At 70.2% G+C, this 14,624-nt stretch carries 15 protein-coding genes; 11 read left to right on the top strand and 4 right to left on the bottom strand.

From position 1 onward, the window contains the following. Nucleotides 1-18: 18 nt before the first annotated feature. Nucleotides 19-1,248 (top strand): tRNA 2-thiouridine(34) synthase MnmA, encoded by a 1,230-nt coding sequence (gene mnmA / locus AC1DCG_RS08505; RefSeq protein ID WP_477029584.1) that lies wholly within the window; start codon nucleotides 19-21, stop codon nucleotides 1,246-1,248. 182 nt (nucleotides 1,249-1,430) lie between these two features. Here mnmA and AC1DCG_RS08500 read toward each other — a convergent pair whose 3' ends face one another. Together AC1DCG_RS08500 and AC1DCG_RS08495 are read right to left on the bottom strand one after the other, a co-directional pair. After that, entirely contained in the window at nucleotides 1,431-1,961 is a 531-nt protein-coding gene (locus tag AC1DCG_RS08500) for a phosphoribosyltransferase (protein ID WP_101718025.1), read from the bottom strand. 15 nt (nucleotides 1,962-1,976) lie between these two features. Continuing rightward, the gene (locus tag AC1DCG_RS08495) at nucleotides 1,977-2,948 is read right to left on the bottom strand and encodes an MJ0042-type zinc finger domain-containing protein (RefSeq protein ID WP_477029583.1); all 972 of its coding nucleotides are present in this window, start codon (nucleotides 2,946-2,948) and stop codon (nucleotides 1,977-1,979) included. A gap of 57 nt (nucleotides 2,949-3,005) precedes the next feature. Between AC1DCG_RS08495 and ftsE the strand changes: the two genes are divergently transcribed. The 4 genes from ftsE to AC1DCG_RS08475 are packed head-to-tail and all read left to right on the top strand — an operon-like array spanning nucleotide 3,006 to nucleotide 5,957. Next, nucleotides 3,006-3,740, top strand: coding sequence for a cell division ATP-binding protein FtsE (ftsE, locus tag AC1DCG_RS08490; RefSeq protein ID WP_165259287.1), 735 nt, complete (start codon nucleotides 3,006-3,008; stop codon nucleotides 3,738-3,740). Next, on the top strand, nucleotides 3,737-4,630 hold the full coding sequence (locus AC1DCG_RS08485) for a cell division protein FtsX (RefSeq protein WP_477029582.1): 894 nt from the start codon (nucleotides 3,737-3,739) through the stop codon (nucleotides 4,628-4,630). The genes ftsE and AC1DCG_RS08485 overlap by 4 nt, the downstream gene beginning before the upstream one ends. Continuing rightward, entirely contained in the window at nucleotides 4,627-5,253 is a 627-nt protein-coding gene (locus AC1DCG_RS08480) for an ElyC/SanA/YdcF family protein (protein WP_165259289.1), read from the top strand. The genes AC1DCG_RS08485 and AC1DCG_RS08480 overlap by 4 nt, the downstream gene beginning before the upstream one ends. Beyond that, a complete protein-coding gene (locus tag AC1DCG_RS08475) occupies nucleotides 5,250-5,957 on the top strand; it encodes a lysophospholipid acyltransferase family protein (protein ID WP_477029581.1) in 708 nt (235 codons plus the stop codon). Before AC1DCG_RS08480 ends, AC1DCG_RS08475 begins: the two co-directional genes overlap by 4 nt. A 148-nt stretch (nucleotides 5,958-6,105) precedes the next feature. Here AC1DCG_RS08475 and AC1DCG_RS08470 read toward each other — a convergent pair whose 3' ends face one another. Beyond that, nucleotides 6,106-6,657: a gamma-glutamylcyclotransferase gene (locus AC1DCG_RS08470; RefSeq protein ID WP_477029580.1), complete on the bottom strand. Its 552-nt coding sequence runs from the start codon at nucleotides 6,655-6,657 to the stop codon at nucleotides 6,106-6,108. Between the two features lie 38 nt (nucleotides 6,658-6,695). On the opposite strand from AC1DCG_RS08470, the gene AC1DCG_RS08465 reads away from it, so the two are divergent. From AC1DCG_RS08465 to AC1DCG_RS08440, 6 genes are all read left to right on the top strand, one after another. Next, nucleotides 6,696-7,715: a DUF2125 domain-containing protein gene (locus tag AC1DCG_RS08465; protein ID WP_477029579.1), complete on the top strand. Its 1,020-nt coding sequence runs from the start codon at nucleotides 6,696-6,698 to the stop codon at nucleotides 7,713-7,715. A gap of 288 nt (nucleotides 7,716-8,003) precedes the next feature. Continuing rightward, nucleotides 8,004-8,795 (top strand): chorismate mutase, encoded by a 792-nt coding sequence (locus AC1DCG_RS08460; protein WP_477029578.1) that lies wholly within the window; start codon nucleotides 8,004-8,006, stop codon nucleotides 8,793-8,795. Nucleotides 8,796-8,836: 41 nt separating this feature from the next. Next, on the top strand, nucleotides 8,837-9,952 hold the full coding sequence (hisC, locus tag AC1DCG_RS08455; RefSeq protein ID WP_477029577.1) for a histidinol-phosphate transaminase: 1,116 nt from the start codon (nucleotides 8,837-8,839) through the stop codon (nucleotides 9,950-9,952). Then, entirely contained in the window at nucleotides 9,949-10,890 is a 942-nt protein-coding gene (locus AC1DCG_RS08450) for a prephenate/arogenate dehydrogenase family protein (RefSeq protein ID WP_477029576.1), read from the top strand. Before hisC ends, AC1DCG_RS08450 begins: the two co-directional genes overlap by 4 nt. Nucleotides 10,891-11,133: 243 nt before the next feature. Beyond that, nucleotides 11,134-12,759: a phytoene desaturase family protein gene (locus tag AC1DCG_RS08445; RefSeq protein WP_477029575.1), complete on the top strand. Its 1,626-nt coding sequence runs from the start codon at nucleotides 11,134-11,136 to the stop codon at nucleotides 12,757-12,759. Between the two features lie 5 nt (nucleotides 12,760-12,764). Then, nucleotides 12,765-13,904 carry an aromatic ring-hydroxylating oxygenase subunit alpha gene (locus AC1DCG_RS08440; protein WP_477029574.1) on the top strand — a complete coding sequence of 380 codons (1,140 nt, stop codon included), beginning with the start codon at nucleotides 12,765-12,767 and terminating at the stop codon, nucleotides 13,902-13,904. Between the two features lie 90 nt (nucleotides 13,905-13,994). Here the strand turns inward: AC1DCG_RS08440 and AC1DCG_RS08435 are convergent, their stop codons facing one another. Next, entirely contained in the window at nucleotides 13,995-14,591 is a 597-nt protein-coding gene (locus AC1DCG_RS08435) for a CC0125/CC1285 family lipoprotein (protein ID WP_165260612.1), read from the bottom strand. Nucleotides 14,592-14,624: the final 33 nt, after the last annotated feature.

Raw genomic sequence — 14,624 nt, 5'->3', positions numbered from 1 at the left:
AGGCTCTAAATAGCGCCGATGGACGCCGACCTCGCCCGTTTCGACCCCGCCCACGCCCCCGTTCCGGAGGGCGACGCCCTCATCGCGCGCGCCGCCCAGGCCGCCAAGCAGGCCGTTGGCCTGCCCGAGGGAACGCGGATCGTCGCGGCCATGTCCGGGGGCGTCGATTCCACCGTCACCGCCGCCCTGCTGGCCCATGCCGGCTATGACGTGGTGGGCGTGACGCTGCAGCTCTACGACCACGGCGCGGCGATCTCCAAGAAGGGCGCCTGCTGCGCGGGCCAGGACATCATGGACGCCCGCATGGCGGCCGAGCGCATCGGCATCCCGCACTACGTGCTGGACTACGAAAGCCGCTTCAAGGAGCAGGTCATCGAGGAGTTCGCCGACGCCTACCTGCGCGGCGAGACCCCGATCCCCTGCGTGCGCTGCAACCAGACCGTCAAGTTCCGCGACCTGCTGGACGTGGCCCGCGACCTGGGCGCCGAGGCGATGGCGACCGGCCACTACGTGCAACGCGGCTTCACCGCAGCCAGCAACCGCCCGCAGCTGCGCCGCGCCGCCGACCCGGCCAAGGACCAGTCCTATTTCCTGTTCGCCACCACGCGCGACCAGCTGGACTTCCTGCGCTTCCCGCTGGGCGGCTTCTCCAAGCCCGAGGTGCGCGCCGTCGCCGCGGCGCTGGGCCTGTCGGTGGCCGACAAGCCCGACAGCCAAGACATCTGCTTCGTGCCCGAGGGCAAGTACACCACGGTGATCGACCGCATCCGCCCGCAAGGCGCGGAAGCCGGCGACATCGTGCACCTGGACGGCAAGGTGCTGGGCCGCCACGAGGGCGTCACCCGCTACACCATCGGCCAGCGCCGGGGCCTCAACGTCGGCGGCGGCACGGGCGAGCCGCTGTTCGTCGTGCGCATCGACGCCGACAAGCGCCACGTCGTGGTCGGCCCGCGCGAGGCGCTGCTGACCAAGTCGCTGACGCTGAAGGAAGACAACTGGCTGGGCGGCGAGGACGACGTGATCGCGGCGGCCAAGGCCAATGCGCCGGTCCTGGCCCGCGTGCGCTCGACCCGCGAGCCGGTGCCCGGCCGCCTGACGCTGGAAGACGGCGGCGTGCGCCTGGTGTTCGACGTCCTGGAAGAAGGCGTCGCCCCCGGCCAGGCCTGCGTGCTCTACGACCCCGCCGATCCCGAGCGCGTGCTCGGCGGCGGCTTCATCGCGACGACCACGAGGGCGATGGATCAATAGCGTCCCTCTCCCCTTGCGGGAGAGGGTGGCCTCCCGGAGGGAGGTCGGGTGAGGGGTCGCACCAACAGAAACGCCGCGGCGGCTTTTCAGCTGTCGCGGCGTTTTGCGTCTGAGAAACCCCTCATCCGTCGGCTTCGCCGACACCTTCTCCCGCAGGGGGGAGAAGGATCAGGCCTCAAAACTTAATCCAGCGCGCCGATGTACGGCAGACCGCGGCTCTTGCCTTCGTCGTCGAGGCCGTAGCCGACCAGGTAGCGGGCCGGGGCTTCCCAGGCCACGAAGTCGGGCTCCATGCCGCGCGAGGTCGGCCAGGGCTTGCGGGCGAAGACGGCGGTCAGCACTTCGCTGGCGCCGGCGTCCTTCACCAGGCGCGCGGCTTCCGACAGCGACAGGCCGGTGTCGAACACGTCGTCGACGACCAGGGCGCGGCGGCCGACCAGCGGGCGCTGCAGGTCGGCGCGCACTTCGCAGCGGCCGGTGCTCTTGCGCTCGTCATGGTACGAGGCCAGCCACAGGGCGTCGAAGCGGACGTTGCGACCGGCCTTCCACAGGGCGCGGGTCAGGTCGGCGGCGAACCACAGGCCGCCGGTCAGCAGGCAGACGGCGACGGTGTCGTCGTCGATGCGCGGGGCGATCTGGCGGGCCAGGGCTTCCACCCGCTCGGCGATTTCTTGCTCGGAAATGAGCACTTCGGGGCGGTGGAGCTCGGTCATGTCAGGGGATCTTGGTCAATGATGGTCGGCAGGGGCCGGTTCGGCCGCTCCGGTCTCATGTCCAGGGGCTTCATGTCCAGCCCCTTCCGCCGCGGAATCGGCCCCATGGGCCTCCTGCGCGGCATGATCCGTCGTCGGCGTGTCCTGGGCGCCGCGGAGTTCGGGCTCGCCGTGGCCGGCCTTGGCCGGACCAAGGCCGGTCTTCACCGCATGGGCCGCGCCCTTTTCGACGGCGAATCCGACCTCCAGCACCTGGGCGCTGGACGGCGGGTCAAGCAGGGTGACCGAGAAGTGGCGGGTCTGGCCCGGCGGGATGACCGGATCGGCGGCGGCGGCCAGCTGGCCCGACACGCGCTTCTGGCCCTTGTTGAGCAGGGCGATGCGCAGCGGCGGGGCCGAGACCGGCTTGTCGGTGATGTTGCGGATCACGCCGGTGACGGTCAGGGCGGCGCGGCCGTCCACCATCGAGGGCTCGGCCCGGATGCTGCTTTCCTCGACGATCAGGCCCACGGTGTTGATCGGCTTGCCGATCATGGCGTAGGCGCCGGCCGTGCCGGGCATCAGCTTGCCGATGTTCAGGTTGAAGACCCAGGCGCAGCCCAGCACCAGCACCACGAAGGCGGCCATCGAGGCCCAGACGATGCCGGTGGTCTTGGCTTCCTTCAGGCGGCGCTCGGCGTCGGCGCGGGCGCGGAAGACCTTGGGCAGTTCCTCGCCCGGCAGGGCGCTGACCGGCGGTTCCGGCTCGGGCTCGTCGTCCAGGGCGTGCAGCGGGTCGAGGGCGGCCGAGACGGCGGCGTCGTTGGCCGCGCCGGAGGACGTCCCCGCGGCTTGCGGCGCGTCGAACAGGTCTTCGTCGGCGGCGGTTTCGTTACGCGCGGTCCAGCGCGCGCCGCACGAGGCGCAGCGCACGACACGGCCGGCCGAACCGACCTTGGCGTCGTCGACGAAATAGCGGCTGGCGCACTCCGGACAGGTCAGTATCATGGCCGCGAATCGGTCATCCCCGCTTTACAGCATTGGAGGTCGCCGATTTTAACCCTGATGTCCAGAAACCCCATCGACACACCCTTGCGGACCGGCGCAGATCAAGACCTCGACGCCGTCCCCGTGGTCCGTTTCGAAGGCGTCTCCATGCGCTACGGGCGGGGTCCCGAAACCCTGCGCGACATCGGGTTTTCCCTTGCCCCGGGCTCGTTTCACTTCCTCACCGGAGCCTCGGGCGCCGGCAAGAGCTCGCTGCTCAAGCTGATCTACCTGGCCCATCGTGCGTCACGGGGTCGCGTCGAGCTGTTCGGCCGCGACGTGAACCTGGTTCCGGGCGCCGACCTGCCGTTCCTGCGCCGCCGCATCGGCGTGGTGTTCCAGGATTTCCGCCTGCTCGAGCACCTTTCGGTGTTCGACAACGCCGGCTTGCCGCTGCGCATCGCCGGCCGTAAGCCCAACACCTATCGCGACGACGTCGCCGAACTGCTGCACTGGGTGGGCCTGGGCGAGCGCATGCACGCCCTGCCGGCCACCCTGTCGGGGGGCGAGAAGCAGCGCCTGGCCATCGCTCGCGCCGTCGTCGACCGTCCCGACATCCTGCTGGCCGACGAGCCGACCGGAAACGTCGACCCGGCCATGTCGCTGCGCCTGCTGCGCCTGTTCGTCGAGCTCAACCGCCTGGGCACCACGGTGCTGATCGCCACCCACGACGAGGAACTGGTCGCCCGCGCCGGCCGCCCCGTCCTGCACCTCGAGCACGGCCGCCTGGTCGACACGGGCGAGGCGCCATGAGCGGGCCGTTCGACCTCAATCGCTGGAAGCCGGGTCCGCTGCTGCCGCCGCGCGACGCCCGCGACGGGGCGCTGGTCTTCGTCGTCGCCGTCCTGTGCTTCCTGGCCTGCCTGACCGCCCTTGCGGCCCTGGCCGCCAACCGCGCCGCCGAGGGCTGGAGCGCCCAGCTGACCGGCTCGGCCACGGTGGTCGTCCGCGCCAAGGCCGGCGAGACCCCCGACAGCGCCGCCGCCCGCGCGGCCGAGACCCTGGCCGGGGTCAAGGGCGTGGTCCAGGCCCAGGCGCTGACCAAGGACAAGGCCGAGGCCCTGCTGGAGCCGTGGATCGGCCGCGACGCCCTGGTCGCCGACCTGCCGACCCCGCGCCTAGTCACCCTCGACCTCGATCCGAAGGCTCCGGCCACGGCCGCGGCGCTGACCAAGGCCCTGCACGAGGCCGCGGTCGACGCCATCGTCGACGACCACAGCCGCTGGATCGCCGACATCGAGCGCGGCGCCGGGCTGGCCCGCTGGGCGGCGCTGGGCGTGTTCGCCCTGATCGCCGCGGCGACCGCGGCCGTCATCACCTTCGCCACCCGCGCGGGCCTGGCCGCGCGCCACGAGGTGATCGAGGTGCTGCACCATTCCGGCGCCGAGGCGCCCTTCATCGCCGGCCTGTTCCAGAACCGGTTCGCGGCCATGGCCGCCAGCGCGGGCTTGCTCGGCGGCGCGGCGGCGGTCATCGTCGGCGTCGCGGCGCGGCTGGCGGGGGGCGGCTCGGGCCTGACCCCGGTGCTGCCTCTGGCCTGGGTCGACCTTCTGGCGCCCCTGCCCTGCCCGCTGATCGCCGCGCTGGTCGCGGGGCTGGCCGCGCGCGCCGCGGCCCTCCGCCTGTTGAAGGACATGCCGTGAAGAGCATCGCCGCCTTCCTGATCGTGGTGATGATCTGGGTCCTGGGCCTGCTGGCCTTCACCTCGCGGGTGGAGCGCTCGACCCCGGCCGCCGATCCGCCCGTCGCCGACGGCGTGGTGGTGCTGACCGGCGCCTCGAACCTGCGCCTGGAAGCGGCGACCAAGCTCCTGGAAGCCGGCAAGGGCAAGCGCCTGCTGATCTCCGGCGTCAACCGCGAGGCCACCCGCGCCGACGTGCTGGACGTCACCAAGGCGGTCAAACCGATCTACGACTGCTGCGTCGACTTGGGCTTCGCCGCCGCCGACACCGTCGGCAACGCCCGCGAAACCGCCGAATGGGCCAAGGCTCGCGGCTACAAGAGCCTGATCGTCGTCACCGCCGACTACCACATGCCGCGCTCGATGCTGGAGCTGCGCGCCACCATGCCGGACGTGAAGCTCTCGCCCTATCCGGTGGCCACCGAGAGCCTGAACGCCCGTCGCTGGTGGAAGGGCTCGCACACCGCCCGGCGGATGATCGTGGAATACTGCAAGTACCTGGCGATCCTGGGACGCGAGGCGTTCCTGAACCTGGGTCCGAAAGACAAGCCCGCCGAGACGTCGGCAACGGGGAAAGACTCTTGATCTATCTGCGCTCGTTCCTGTTCCAGCTGTTCTTCTGGCTGTGGTCGGCGACCATGGCCATCCTGATGCTAGTGACCCTGGCCCTGCCGCGCCCAGTCAATCGCGCCGCCATGCGCCTGTGGTCGCAGGGCGTGATCCTGGGCCTGCGCTTGCTGGCGGGCGTGCGGGTCGAGGTGCGCGGCCAGGTTCCCACCGGCCCGGCCCTGGTGGCCGCCAAGCACCAGTCGATGTTCGACGTCTTCAGCCAGTTCGCCATCCTGCCGGACGCCTGCTTCGTGATGAAGAAGGAGCTCCTGATGGTGCCGCTGTTCGGCTGGCACGGCCTGAAGGCCAAGATGATCGTCGTCGACCGCGACGGCCATTCGACCGCTCTCAAGAAGCTGGTGCGCGACAGCGTCGACCGCATGAAGGAAACTCGCCAGGTCGTGATCTTCCCCGAAGGCACCCGCGGCAAGGTCGGCGAGCCCGGCGACTACAAGCCCGGCATCGCAGCGCTGTATCGCGAACTGGAGCTGCCGGTCACCCCGCTGGCGCTGAACTGCGGCCAGCACTGGCTGCACAAGAGCCTGCTGGTCCAACCGGGCGTCATCGTCTTCGAATACCTGCCGCCGATCCCCGCCGGCCTGAAGCGCGGCGAGTTCATGCGCGAACTGCAGACGCGGATCGACGGCGCGACCAAGGCCCTGGAAGACGAGGGGATCTGATCCGCCAGATCCAAGAGGCACCTCCCCCTGTGGGGGAGGCGGCCGAAGGCCGGTGGGGGGACGGTTTCAGCTTTCGAGAGGCTGGAAGGATCGCAGTCACTCCCCCCACCGATCGCTTCGCGATCACCTCCCCCACAAGGGGAGGTTCCTAAGCGCCCTCCAGCCCCTCCACCATCTTCAGCAACGCCTCCATGGCGTGGTCGCGCACGCCGTCCTCGCGCAGGTGCATGACCAGATCGCGCAGATAGTCGATGTTCGGCCCCGATAAGCCTCGCGCGCCGGCGATCAGCTGCGCCTGCTGCTCGAGGGTCAGCGCCCCGGCCCACTGGCCGTGCTTGCGGTCGGACAGGAACACCAGGGCCGGGACCTCGCCGTTCCCGTCGATGCGCAGCTTCGACCAGGCCTCGAAATAGGTCTCGGTCGGCTGCTCGCGTTCGCGCAGGTAGGCGTAGACCTCGGGCCAGACGCTTTCCGCCACCCGATAGGCCACGCCCCGCACCGCGCCGCCGGGCGCCAGGCCCAGCACCAGCCCCGGCCGGTCGTAGGTGCCGCGGTGATGCACCGAATAGATGCAGAACGCCCGCCTGCGCCCATGGAGAACCGCGGTTCTTCGGTCTATGAACGGGAACCCGGGCCGCCACATCAGCGATCCGTAACCGAACACCCAACGATCGCCGCCCTGCGGCTGCTCGCTCGCCACGCCCAAAACCCTCACCGACCGGAACAGCCCCTTCGCCCATGACCCATAGCGACCCGACGCCGTCCCGCAAGCCCCGCCGTCGCGGCCTCGCCTTGCCTTTCGTGCTCGCGGCCCTGGTCTGCATCGCCTGGAGCGTCGGCTGGTTCTATCTGCGCAACGAGATGATCAAGCGCATGGACGCGACCTCGGCCCACCTGAAGGCCGAAGGCTACGACCTGTCGTGGACCAGGCGCGAGGTCACCGGCTTTCCGTTCCGCCTGGACGTCACGTTGGAGAACGCCCGCGTCGCCGAGCCCACCGGCTGGGCCGTGCGCGCGCCGCAGCTGAAGGGCGAGGCGATGATCTACGGCATCGGCCACTGGATCATCGTCGCCCCCGCCGGCGTCGTCCTGACCCGTCCCGAGAAGGGCGACGTGACGATCACCGGTCAGGCCCTGCGCGCCAGTCTGGCCGGCTTCGACCAGTACCCGCCGCGCATCTCGGTCGAGGGCGCCAAGCTTGCCTTCACCACCGCCGCGGACGTCGAGCCCTTCCCGATCAGCTCCACCGAGGCCCTGCAGCTGCACCTGCGCTCGGGTCCCGACGACCAGGGCGCGATCCTGTTCAAGGCCGACGGGGCCAAGGTCGCGTTCACGGGCCTCTTGGGCCGCATCGCCCAGGACCGCACCGCCTCGCTCTACTGGGACTCGCGCCTGGCCAAGGTCTCGGCGCTGCGCGGCGACAACTGGACCGACGCCGTCCGTGACTGGACCGCCGCCGGCGGCGCGATCACCGTCGAGAGCGGCAAGCTGACGGCCGGCGACGCCTTGATCGAGGCCAAGTCGGGCGCCCTGACCGTCGACCCGAACGGCCGCCTGCAGGGCGCGCTCGACGTCACCGTTCGCGAGAAGCCGACCCCGGCCGAGGCGATCACCGACGCCCGCTCGGCGGCCGCCGCCCTGGCCACGGCCGTCGGCAAGGACCCGACGCTCAGCGCCACCCTGGAGTTCCAGAACGGCCGCACGCGCCTTGGCCCGTTCGACACGGGCCCGTCGCCGATGGTCTACGTGCCGCGGTAGACTCCCCCTTTTCCCGTCATTCCCGCCCTTGTTGCGGGAAACCCTGGTTCCGTTCGCACGTGAAGAACAAGCGACGTGCTTCACACGTCGCCCCTATCGCCTCTGCGGCTGACAAAGGGGTTCCCGCCACAAGGGCGGGAATGACGGGAGTTAAGGGCAATGCGCGCCCAGCTGCCTCCCGCGCACTCATCGCGCCCGGCGAACGACGCAATTTCCTTCCCCGGCGACGCGGCTATTGCACCCTTCGCGGCAAGGACTATGTTCCGCCCCTCATTTTCGGGGATAGACATGGGTCGCGACGCGGACGAGACGCCGCCCTCGCTGGACGAGGTCCGATGGCGCATCGACGCCATCGATAGCCAACTGCTCGCGCTGATCGACGAGCGGGCCGGTCTTTCACGCGCCGTGGCCGCCGCCAAGCAGGCCGCCGGCGACACCGGCTTTGGCCTGCGTCCCGGCCGCGAGGCCCTGATCGTCCGCAAGCTGCTGTCGGCGCAGCGCGAGCACGCCCCCGACGGCCTGGTGATCCGCATCTGGCGCGAACTGATGGCCGACAGCCTGTCGCGCCAGGGTCCGTTCCACCTGACCGTCTGGGGCGACGGCCGCACGGTCGAGCTGGCCCGTTCGCGCTTCGGCGCCGCCCCGCCGATGCAGGTCGTGGCCGCCGACAAGGACGCCCTGGCCGCCTCCAAGACGCCGTGGGGCGTTTCGGTCCTGGGCCTTTTGCCGGGCAACGCCTGGTGGGGTCGGCTGCTGGCCGAGCCGACGCTGAACATCTTCGCCGCCCTGCCCTGCCTGACCCGTTGGGGTCCGCAGGCCGCCTTCGCGGTGGCCGAGGTCGAGGTCGAGCCCACCGGCGGCGACCAGACCTTCTGGGTGACCGACAGCGCCAGGAGCGCGAGCGCCATCGTCGAGGCCCTGGGCGCCGATGGCGTTGCGGCCGAGCCCCTGGCCGAGGCCGGCGGCCTGAAGCTGTTCTCGCTGTCGGGCTTCTACCAGCGCGACGACGAGCGCCTGGTCCGCGCTCCGGGCCAGCTGTCCGGCGTGATCGGGGCTGCCCCCGTTCCGTTCGACGTGTAAGTAGGGCCGCGCCTTCCAGAGGCGCCCCGCCGAGACCCGTGATGACCGCTTCCGACCGCTCCGCCTCGCCCCGTCCGCTGCCCAAGCCGGGGATCCTCGACATCGCCGCCTATGTGGGCGGCAAGTCGAAGGTGGAGGGGATCGCCCATCCGGTGAAGCTGTCGAGCAACGAGAACGTCCTGGGCTGCAGCGAGCAGGCGAAAGCCGCCTATCGCGACGCCGCCGACCGCCTGCACGTCTATCCGGACGGCAAGGCCAGCGGCTTGCGCACCGCCGTCGCCGAGCGCTACGGCCTGGAGCCCGAGCGCCTGACCTTCGGCGACGGCAGCGACGAGATCTTCGCCCTGCTGTGCCAGGCCTATCTCGAGCCGGGCGACAACATCGTGCAGGGCGAGCACGGCTTCGCCGCCTATGCGATCGGCGCCCGCGCCTGCCAGGCGGAAGTCCGCTTCGCCCCGGAGCCGAACCGCACCATCGACATCGAGGAGATGGTGAAGTGCGTGGATGCGCGCACCCGCATCGTCTTCGTCGCCAATCCCGCCAACCCCACCGGCGCCTGGCTGACGGGCGAGGAGATTCGCGACCTGCACGCGGCCCTGCCGCCGTCGGTGATCCTGGTGCTGGACGGCGCCTATGCCGAGTTCTGCACCGATCCGCGCTTCGAGGACGGCCTGGCCCTGGCGCGCGACACGCACAACGTCGTCGTCACCCGCACCTTCTCCAAGATCCACGGCCTGGCCGCCTTGCGCGTCGGCTGGGGCTATGCCGACGCCGACATCATCGAGCCGATCGAGCGCATCCGCCCGCCGTTCAACACCTCGATCCCCGCGCAAGAGGCCGCCGTCGCCGCCCTGGCCGACCGCGCCTTCGAGGCCGCCTCGGTGGCGCTGGTCGAGCAGTGGCGCCCCTGGCTGGCTCAGCAACTGGGCGGGCTTGGCCTGGCCGTCACCCCGTCGGCGGCCAATTTCGTGCTGGTCGACTTTCCGGCCACGCCGGGCAGGACGGCGCTTGAAGCCGAAGCCTTCCTGGCCAGCAAGGGCTATCTGGTCCGCGCGGTGGCCAACTACGGCCTGCCCAATTCCCTTCGCATCACCATCGGCCGCGAAGAGCACAATCGCGCCGTCGTCGACCTGCTGGCGGAGTTTATGAACCGATGAGCCCCACCGGCCTGCTCTATCCCAAGATGACCGTCGTCGGCGCCGGCCTGATCGGCGGCTCGGTGATCCTGGCCGCCCGCGCCCACGGCGTGGTCGGCGAGGTGACCATCGCCGACGCCAGCGAGACCCACCGCGCCCGGGCGCTCGAGATCGGCCTGGCCGACCACGTCACCGGCGACCTGGCCGAGGCGGTCAAGGACGCCGACCTGGTGGTCATCGCCACGCCCGTGCTGTCGATCGGCGACGTCGCCGCCGCCGTCGCCCCGCACCTGAAGCCCGGCGCCACCCTGACCGACGTCGGCTCGACCAAGGCCACCATCGCCGAGGCCTTCCGCTCGCCCGCCCTCGCCAAGGTGTTCCCGATCCCCGGCCACCCGATCGCCGGCACCGAGCAGTCGGGCCCCGACGCCGGCTTCGCCGAGCTGTTCGAAGGCCGCTGGACCATCCTGACCCCGCTGGCCGACCGCGAGGACGAGGCCTACGCCGCCGCCGTCGCCAAGCTGTCGGCCTTCTGGCGCTCGTTCGGCGCCCAGGTCGAGCTGATGGAGGAAAAGCACCACGACCTCGTCCTGGCCGTCGTGTCCCACCTGCCCCACCTGATCGCCTACACCATCGTGGGCAGCGCGGCCGACCTGGAGAACGTCACCGAGAACGAGGTCATCAAGTACTCGGCCTCGGGCTTCCGCGACTTCACCCGCATCGCCGCCAGCGACCCGACCATGTGGCGCGACATCTTCGTGGCCAACAAGGACGCGGTGCTGGAGATGCTGGGCCGCTTCACCGAAGACCTGCAGGCCATGAGCCGCGCCATCCGCTGGGGCGACGCCGACACCCTGCACGCCCACTTCACCCGCACGCGGGCGATCCGGCGAGGCATCGTCGCGGCCGGCCAGGAAAGCGCCGAGCCGAACTTCGGGCGCGATCGCGGGAAGCACTAGCTTCCCCCACTTCCCGTCATTCCCGCCCTTGTGGCGGGAACCTCTCTGTCCGCCGCAGGTGCGGATGTGGCGGCGCGCCCTGCGCGCCGCTTGCGCCGCCCGTGGAAGCTGACCCAGGGGTTCCCGCCACAAGGGCGGGAATGACGGGAGTTTAGGCAGGACGTACGGACGCCTTCGCCGCCCCTGGACTATTTTACACTCGTATAGCAACCTCTCTCCAGACGCCTCCTGGGGAGAGAGACGATGACCGACACCCGCGACGCCGTGATCATCGGTGGAGGCCACAACGGCCTCGTCTGCGCCTTCTATCTGGCCCGGGCCGGGATGAAGGTCACCGTCTGCGAGGCCCGCGGCGTGGTCGGCGGGGCCGCCGTGACCGAGGAGTTCCATCCGGGCTTCCGCAACTCGGTGGCCAGCTACACGGTCAGCCTGCTCAATCCGCGCGTCATCGCCGACATGGACCTGCACGGGTTCGGCCTGACCTTCCTGGAGCGGCCGATCTCCAACTTTCTGCCGATCAGCGACGACAAATATCTGAAGCTGGGCGGCGGCCTCGAACGCACTCAGGAGCAGTTCCGCAAGTTCAGCCGCCGCGACGCCGAGATCCTGCCGGCCTATTACGCCATGCTCGACGAGATCGGCGACGTGCTGCGCGATCTCGCCCAGGAGACCCCGCCCAACCTGGGCGACGGCCTGCCGGGGCTCCTGCGCGCCCTGCGCCAGGGCGGACGCCTCGCCATGCTGTCGCGCGAGCGCAAGCGCGACCTGCTCGACCTCTTCACCAAGAGCGCGCGGGATTTCCTGAACGGCTGGTTCGAGAGCGAGCCGGTCAAGGCCGCCTTCGGCTTCGACGCCGTGGTCGGCAACTACGCCAGCCCCGACACGCCCGGCTCGGCCTATGTGCTGCTGCACCACACCTTCGGCGAGGTGAACGGCAAGAAGGGCGCCTGGGGCCACGCCGTCGGCGGCATGGGCGCGATCACCCAATGTATGGCGAAAGCCTGCGAGAAGGCCGGGGTCGAGATCCTGCTGAACGCCCCCGTCGAGGGCGTCCACGTGGACGGCGGGAAAGCCGTCGGCGTGCAGCTGGTCGACGGCCGCCAGATCATGGCCCCGATCGTCAGCGCCAACGTCAATCCGGCCCTGCTGTACAAGAGGCTGGTGCCGCCCTCGGCCCTGCCGGCCGATTTCAGGAAGGCGATCGACGGCTACAAGAACGGCTCGGGCACCTTCCGCATGAACGTGGCCCTGTCGGAGCTGCCCGACTTCACGTCCCTGCCCGGCAAGGCGCCAGCCGAGCACCATCAGAGCGGCATCGTCATCGCTCCCAGCCTCGACTACATGGACGCGGCCTATCGCGACGCCAAGGCCGGCGGCATGAGCCGCGCGCCCATCGTCGAGATGCTGATCCCCTCGACGCTGGACACCAGCCTGGCCCCGCCCGGCCAGCACGTGGCCAGCCTGTTCTGCCAGCAGTTCGCGCCCACCCTGCCCGAGGGCCGCTCCTGGGACGACGAGCGCGAGGCGGCCGCCGACCTGATCATCGACACGGTCGATCGCTGGGCCCCCAACTTCAAGGCCTCGGTGCTGGGTCGTGTGATCCTGTCGCCGCTGGACCTGGAGCGGAAGTTCGGCCTGATCGGCGGCGACATCATGCACGGCCACATGAGCCTGGATCAGCTGTGGGCCGCGCGCCCGCTGCTGGGCCACGCCAGCCATCGCGCGCCGATCAAAGGCCTCTACATGTGCGGCGCGGGCGCGCATCCCGGCGGCGGGGTATCGGGCAATCCCGGCCGCAACGCCGCCCGCGAGATCCTGCGCGACAAGGACTTCACCACGGCGGTGAAGCTGGCCGTGGTGGGGCGGTGAGCGCCATGACCGCCCTCCCCAACCACGACCCCCTCTCGGACTGGGGCCTGCCCGGCTGGATCTACGGCTCCGAACGGTTCTTCCGCGAGGAGCAGGACAAGGTCTTCCGGCCGTCCTGGCAGATCGTCTGCCACCTGAACGACATTCCGAAAGCCGGCGACTTCCACACTTTCGACTTCGTGGGCGAGAGCATTGTGGTGGTGCGCGGCAAGGACGGCGGGGCGCGGGCGTTCGCGAACGTCTGCCGGCACAGGGGCGCGCGGCTGCTGGACGGCCCCACCGGTCGCTGCGGCCGCATCGTCTGCCCCTACCACGCCTGGACCTACGACCTTGAGGGCCGGCTGATCGGCGTGCCGATGCGCGACGACTATCCGGCGCTCGACATGGCCAAGGAGGGCCTGGCCAGGCTGGACACCGAGATCTGGCGCGGCTTCGTCTTCGTGCGGCTGGAGGGGGACGGCCCGTCGGTGGCGGACATGATGGCCCCCTACGAAGCCGAGGTCGCCCACTACCGGTTCGAGGACCTGCAGCCCTTCGGCCGCGTCACCCTGCGGCCCCGCGACGTCAACTGGAAGAACATCAGCGACAACTACTCCGACGGCCTGCACATCCCGATCGCCCACCCGGGCCTGACCCGCCTGTTCGGCAAGGGCTATGGCGTCGAAGCCGAGACCTGGGTCGACAAGATGTGGGGCCAGCTGATCGACGAGCCGTCGAACAACCCGTCTGAGCGGCTGTACCAGGACGTGTTGCCAGACGTCCCCCACCTGCCGGACGACAGGAAGCGCCTGTGGACCTATTTCAAGCTCTGGCCGAACTTCGCCTTCGACATCTATCCCGACCAGGTGGACTTCATGCAGTTCATCCCGGTCTCGGCCACGACCACCATGATCCGCGAGATCGCCTACGCCCTGCCCGATGAGCGGCGCGAGATGAAGGCGGCGCGCTATCTGAACTGGCGCATCAACCGCCAGGTCAACGCCGAGGACACCGAACTCGTCGCCCGCGTCCAGCAGGGCATGGCCTCGCGCACCTTCACCGCCGGRCCGCTGGCGACCAGCGAGGTGTCTTTGCGCAGCTTTGGCCGCAAGCTGCGGGCGCTGATCCCCGAAAGCCGCCTGCCGCGGCCGCCGGAGGGGTGGTGAGCGCCCCCTCCGGCCCTCYGGGCCACCTCCCCCAAAGGGGGAGGATCTAAGCAGAAAGGCCCTCTCCATCGGAGAGGGCCTTCGTCGTTTCTACTGCCCCGGAGCCGGGCGCTGGATGGTCGGCTCGAGGTTCTTGATGATCTCGCGGGCGTCGTAGGCGCGCGGGTCGCCCGAGGGCTTGGCGCCCTTGTGCAGGACGATCTCGGTGCTGGCCTCGAACTTCTCGATCGTGCGGACCTCGGCGCGGTTGGCGAAGAAAGGGTCGCCCCAGAACGGGTCCCAGGCGCGCCAGCCGCCGTAGCGGGGGCCGTAATAGCGCCAGGACGGGCGCCAGTAGCCGTAAGGATAGCCGTAGCCGAAGCCCGGCCGCATGAACGGATCCTCGTCGATCACCGTGCGGGCCGTGCGATCGGTGCGGCGGTCGGCGGTCTCGAACCAGTCGTAGCCCTGCTCGACCGTCACCTCGGCGGCGCGGTACAGCAGATAGCGCTCGACGGTCTCGCGGCTGGTCAGGCTGTTGCCCGCGAAGCCGACCCGGTAGCGGTCGCCCTCGAGGCGCATTTCGGTGAAGCCGCCAGAGGCCTTCTGGCCCGGAATGGCCGGCTGGTATGGCGTGGCGGTGGCGCAGGCGCTCAGCGCGGCGGCGACCGCCGCGAGCGCGAGCCATTTGGCCTTCTTGATGGGCATGACGCGTTCCTCTGGGACGACACTATACTCCCG

Source organism: Caulobacter sp. 10L414, from assembly GCF_056395525.1.
The sequence above is the reverse complement of the archived record's forward strand: the minus strand, read 5'-3'. Positions and strand labels throughout refer to the sequence as shown.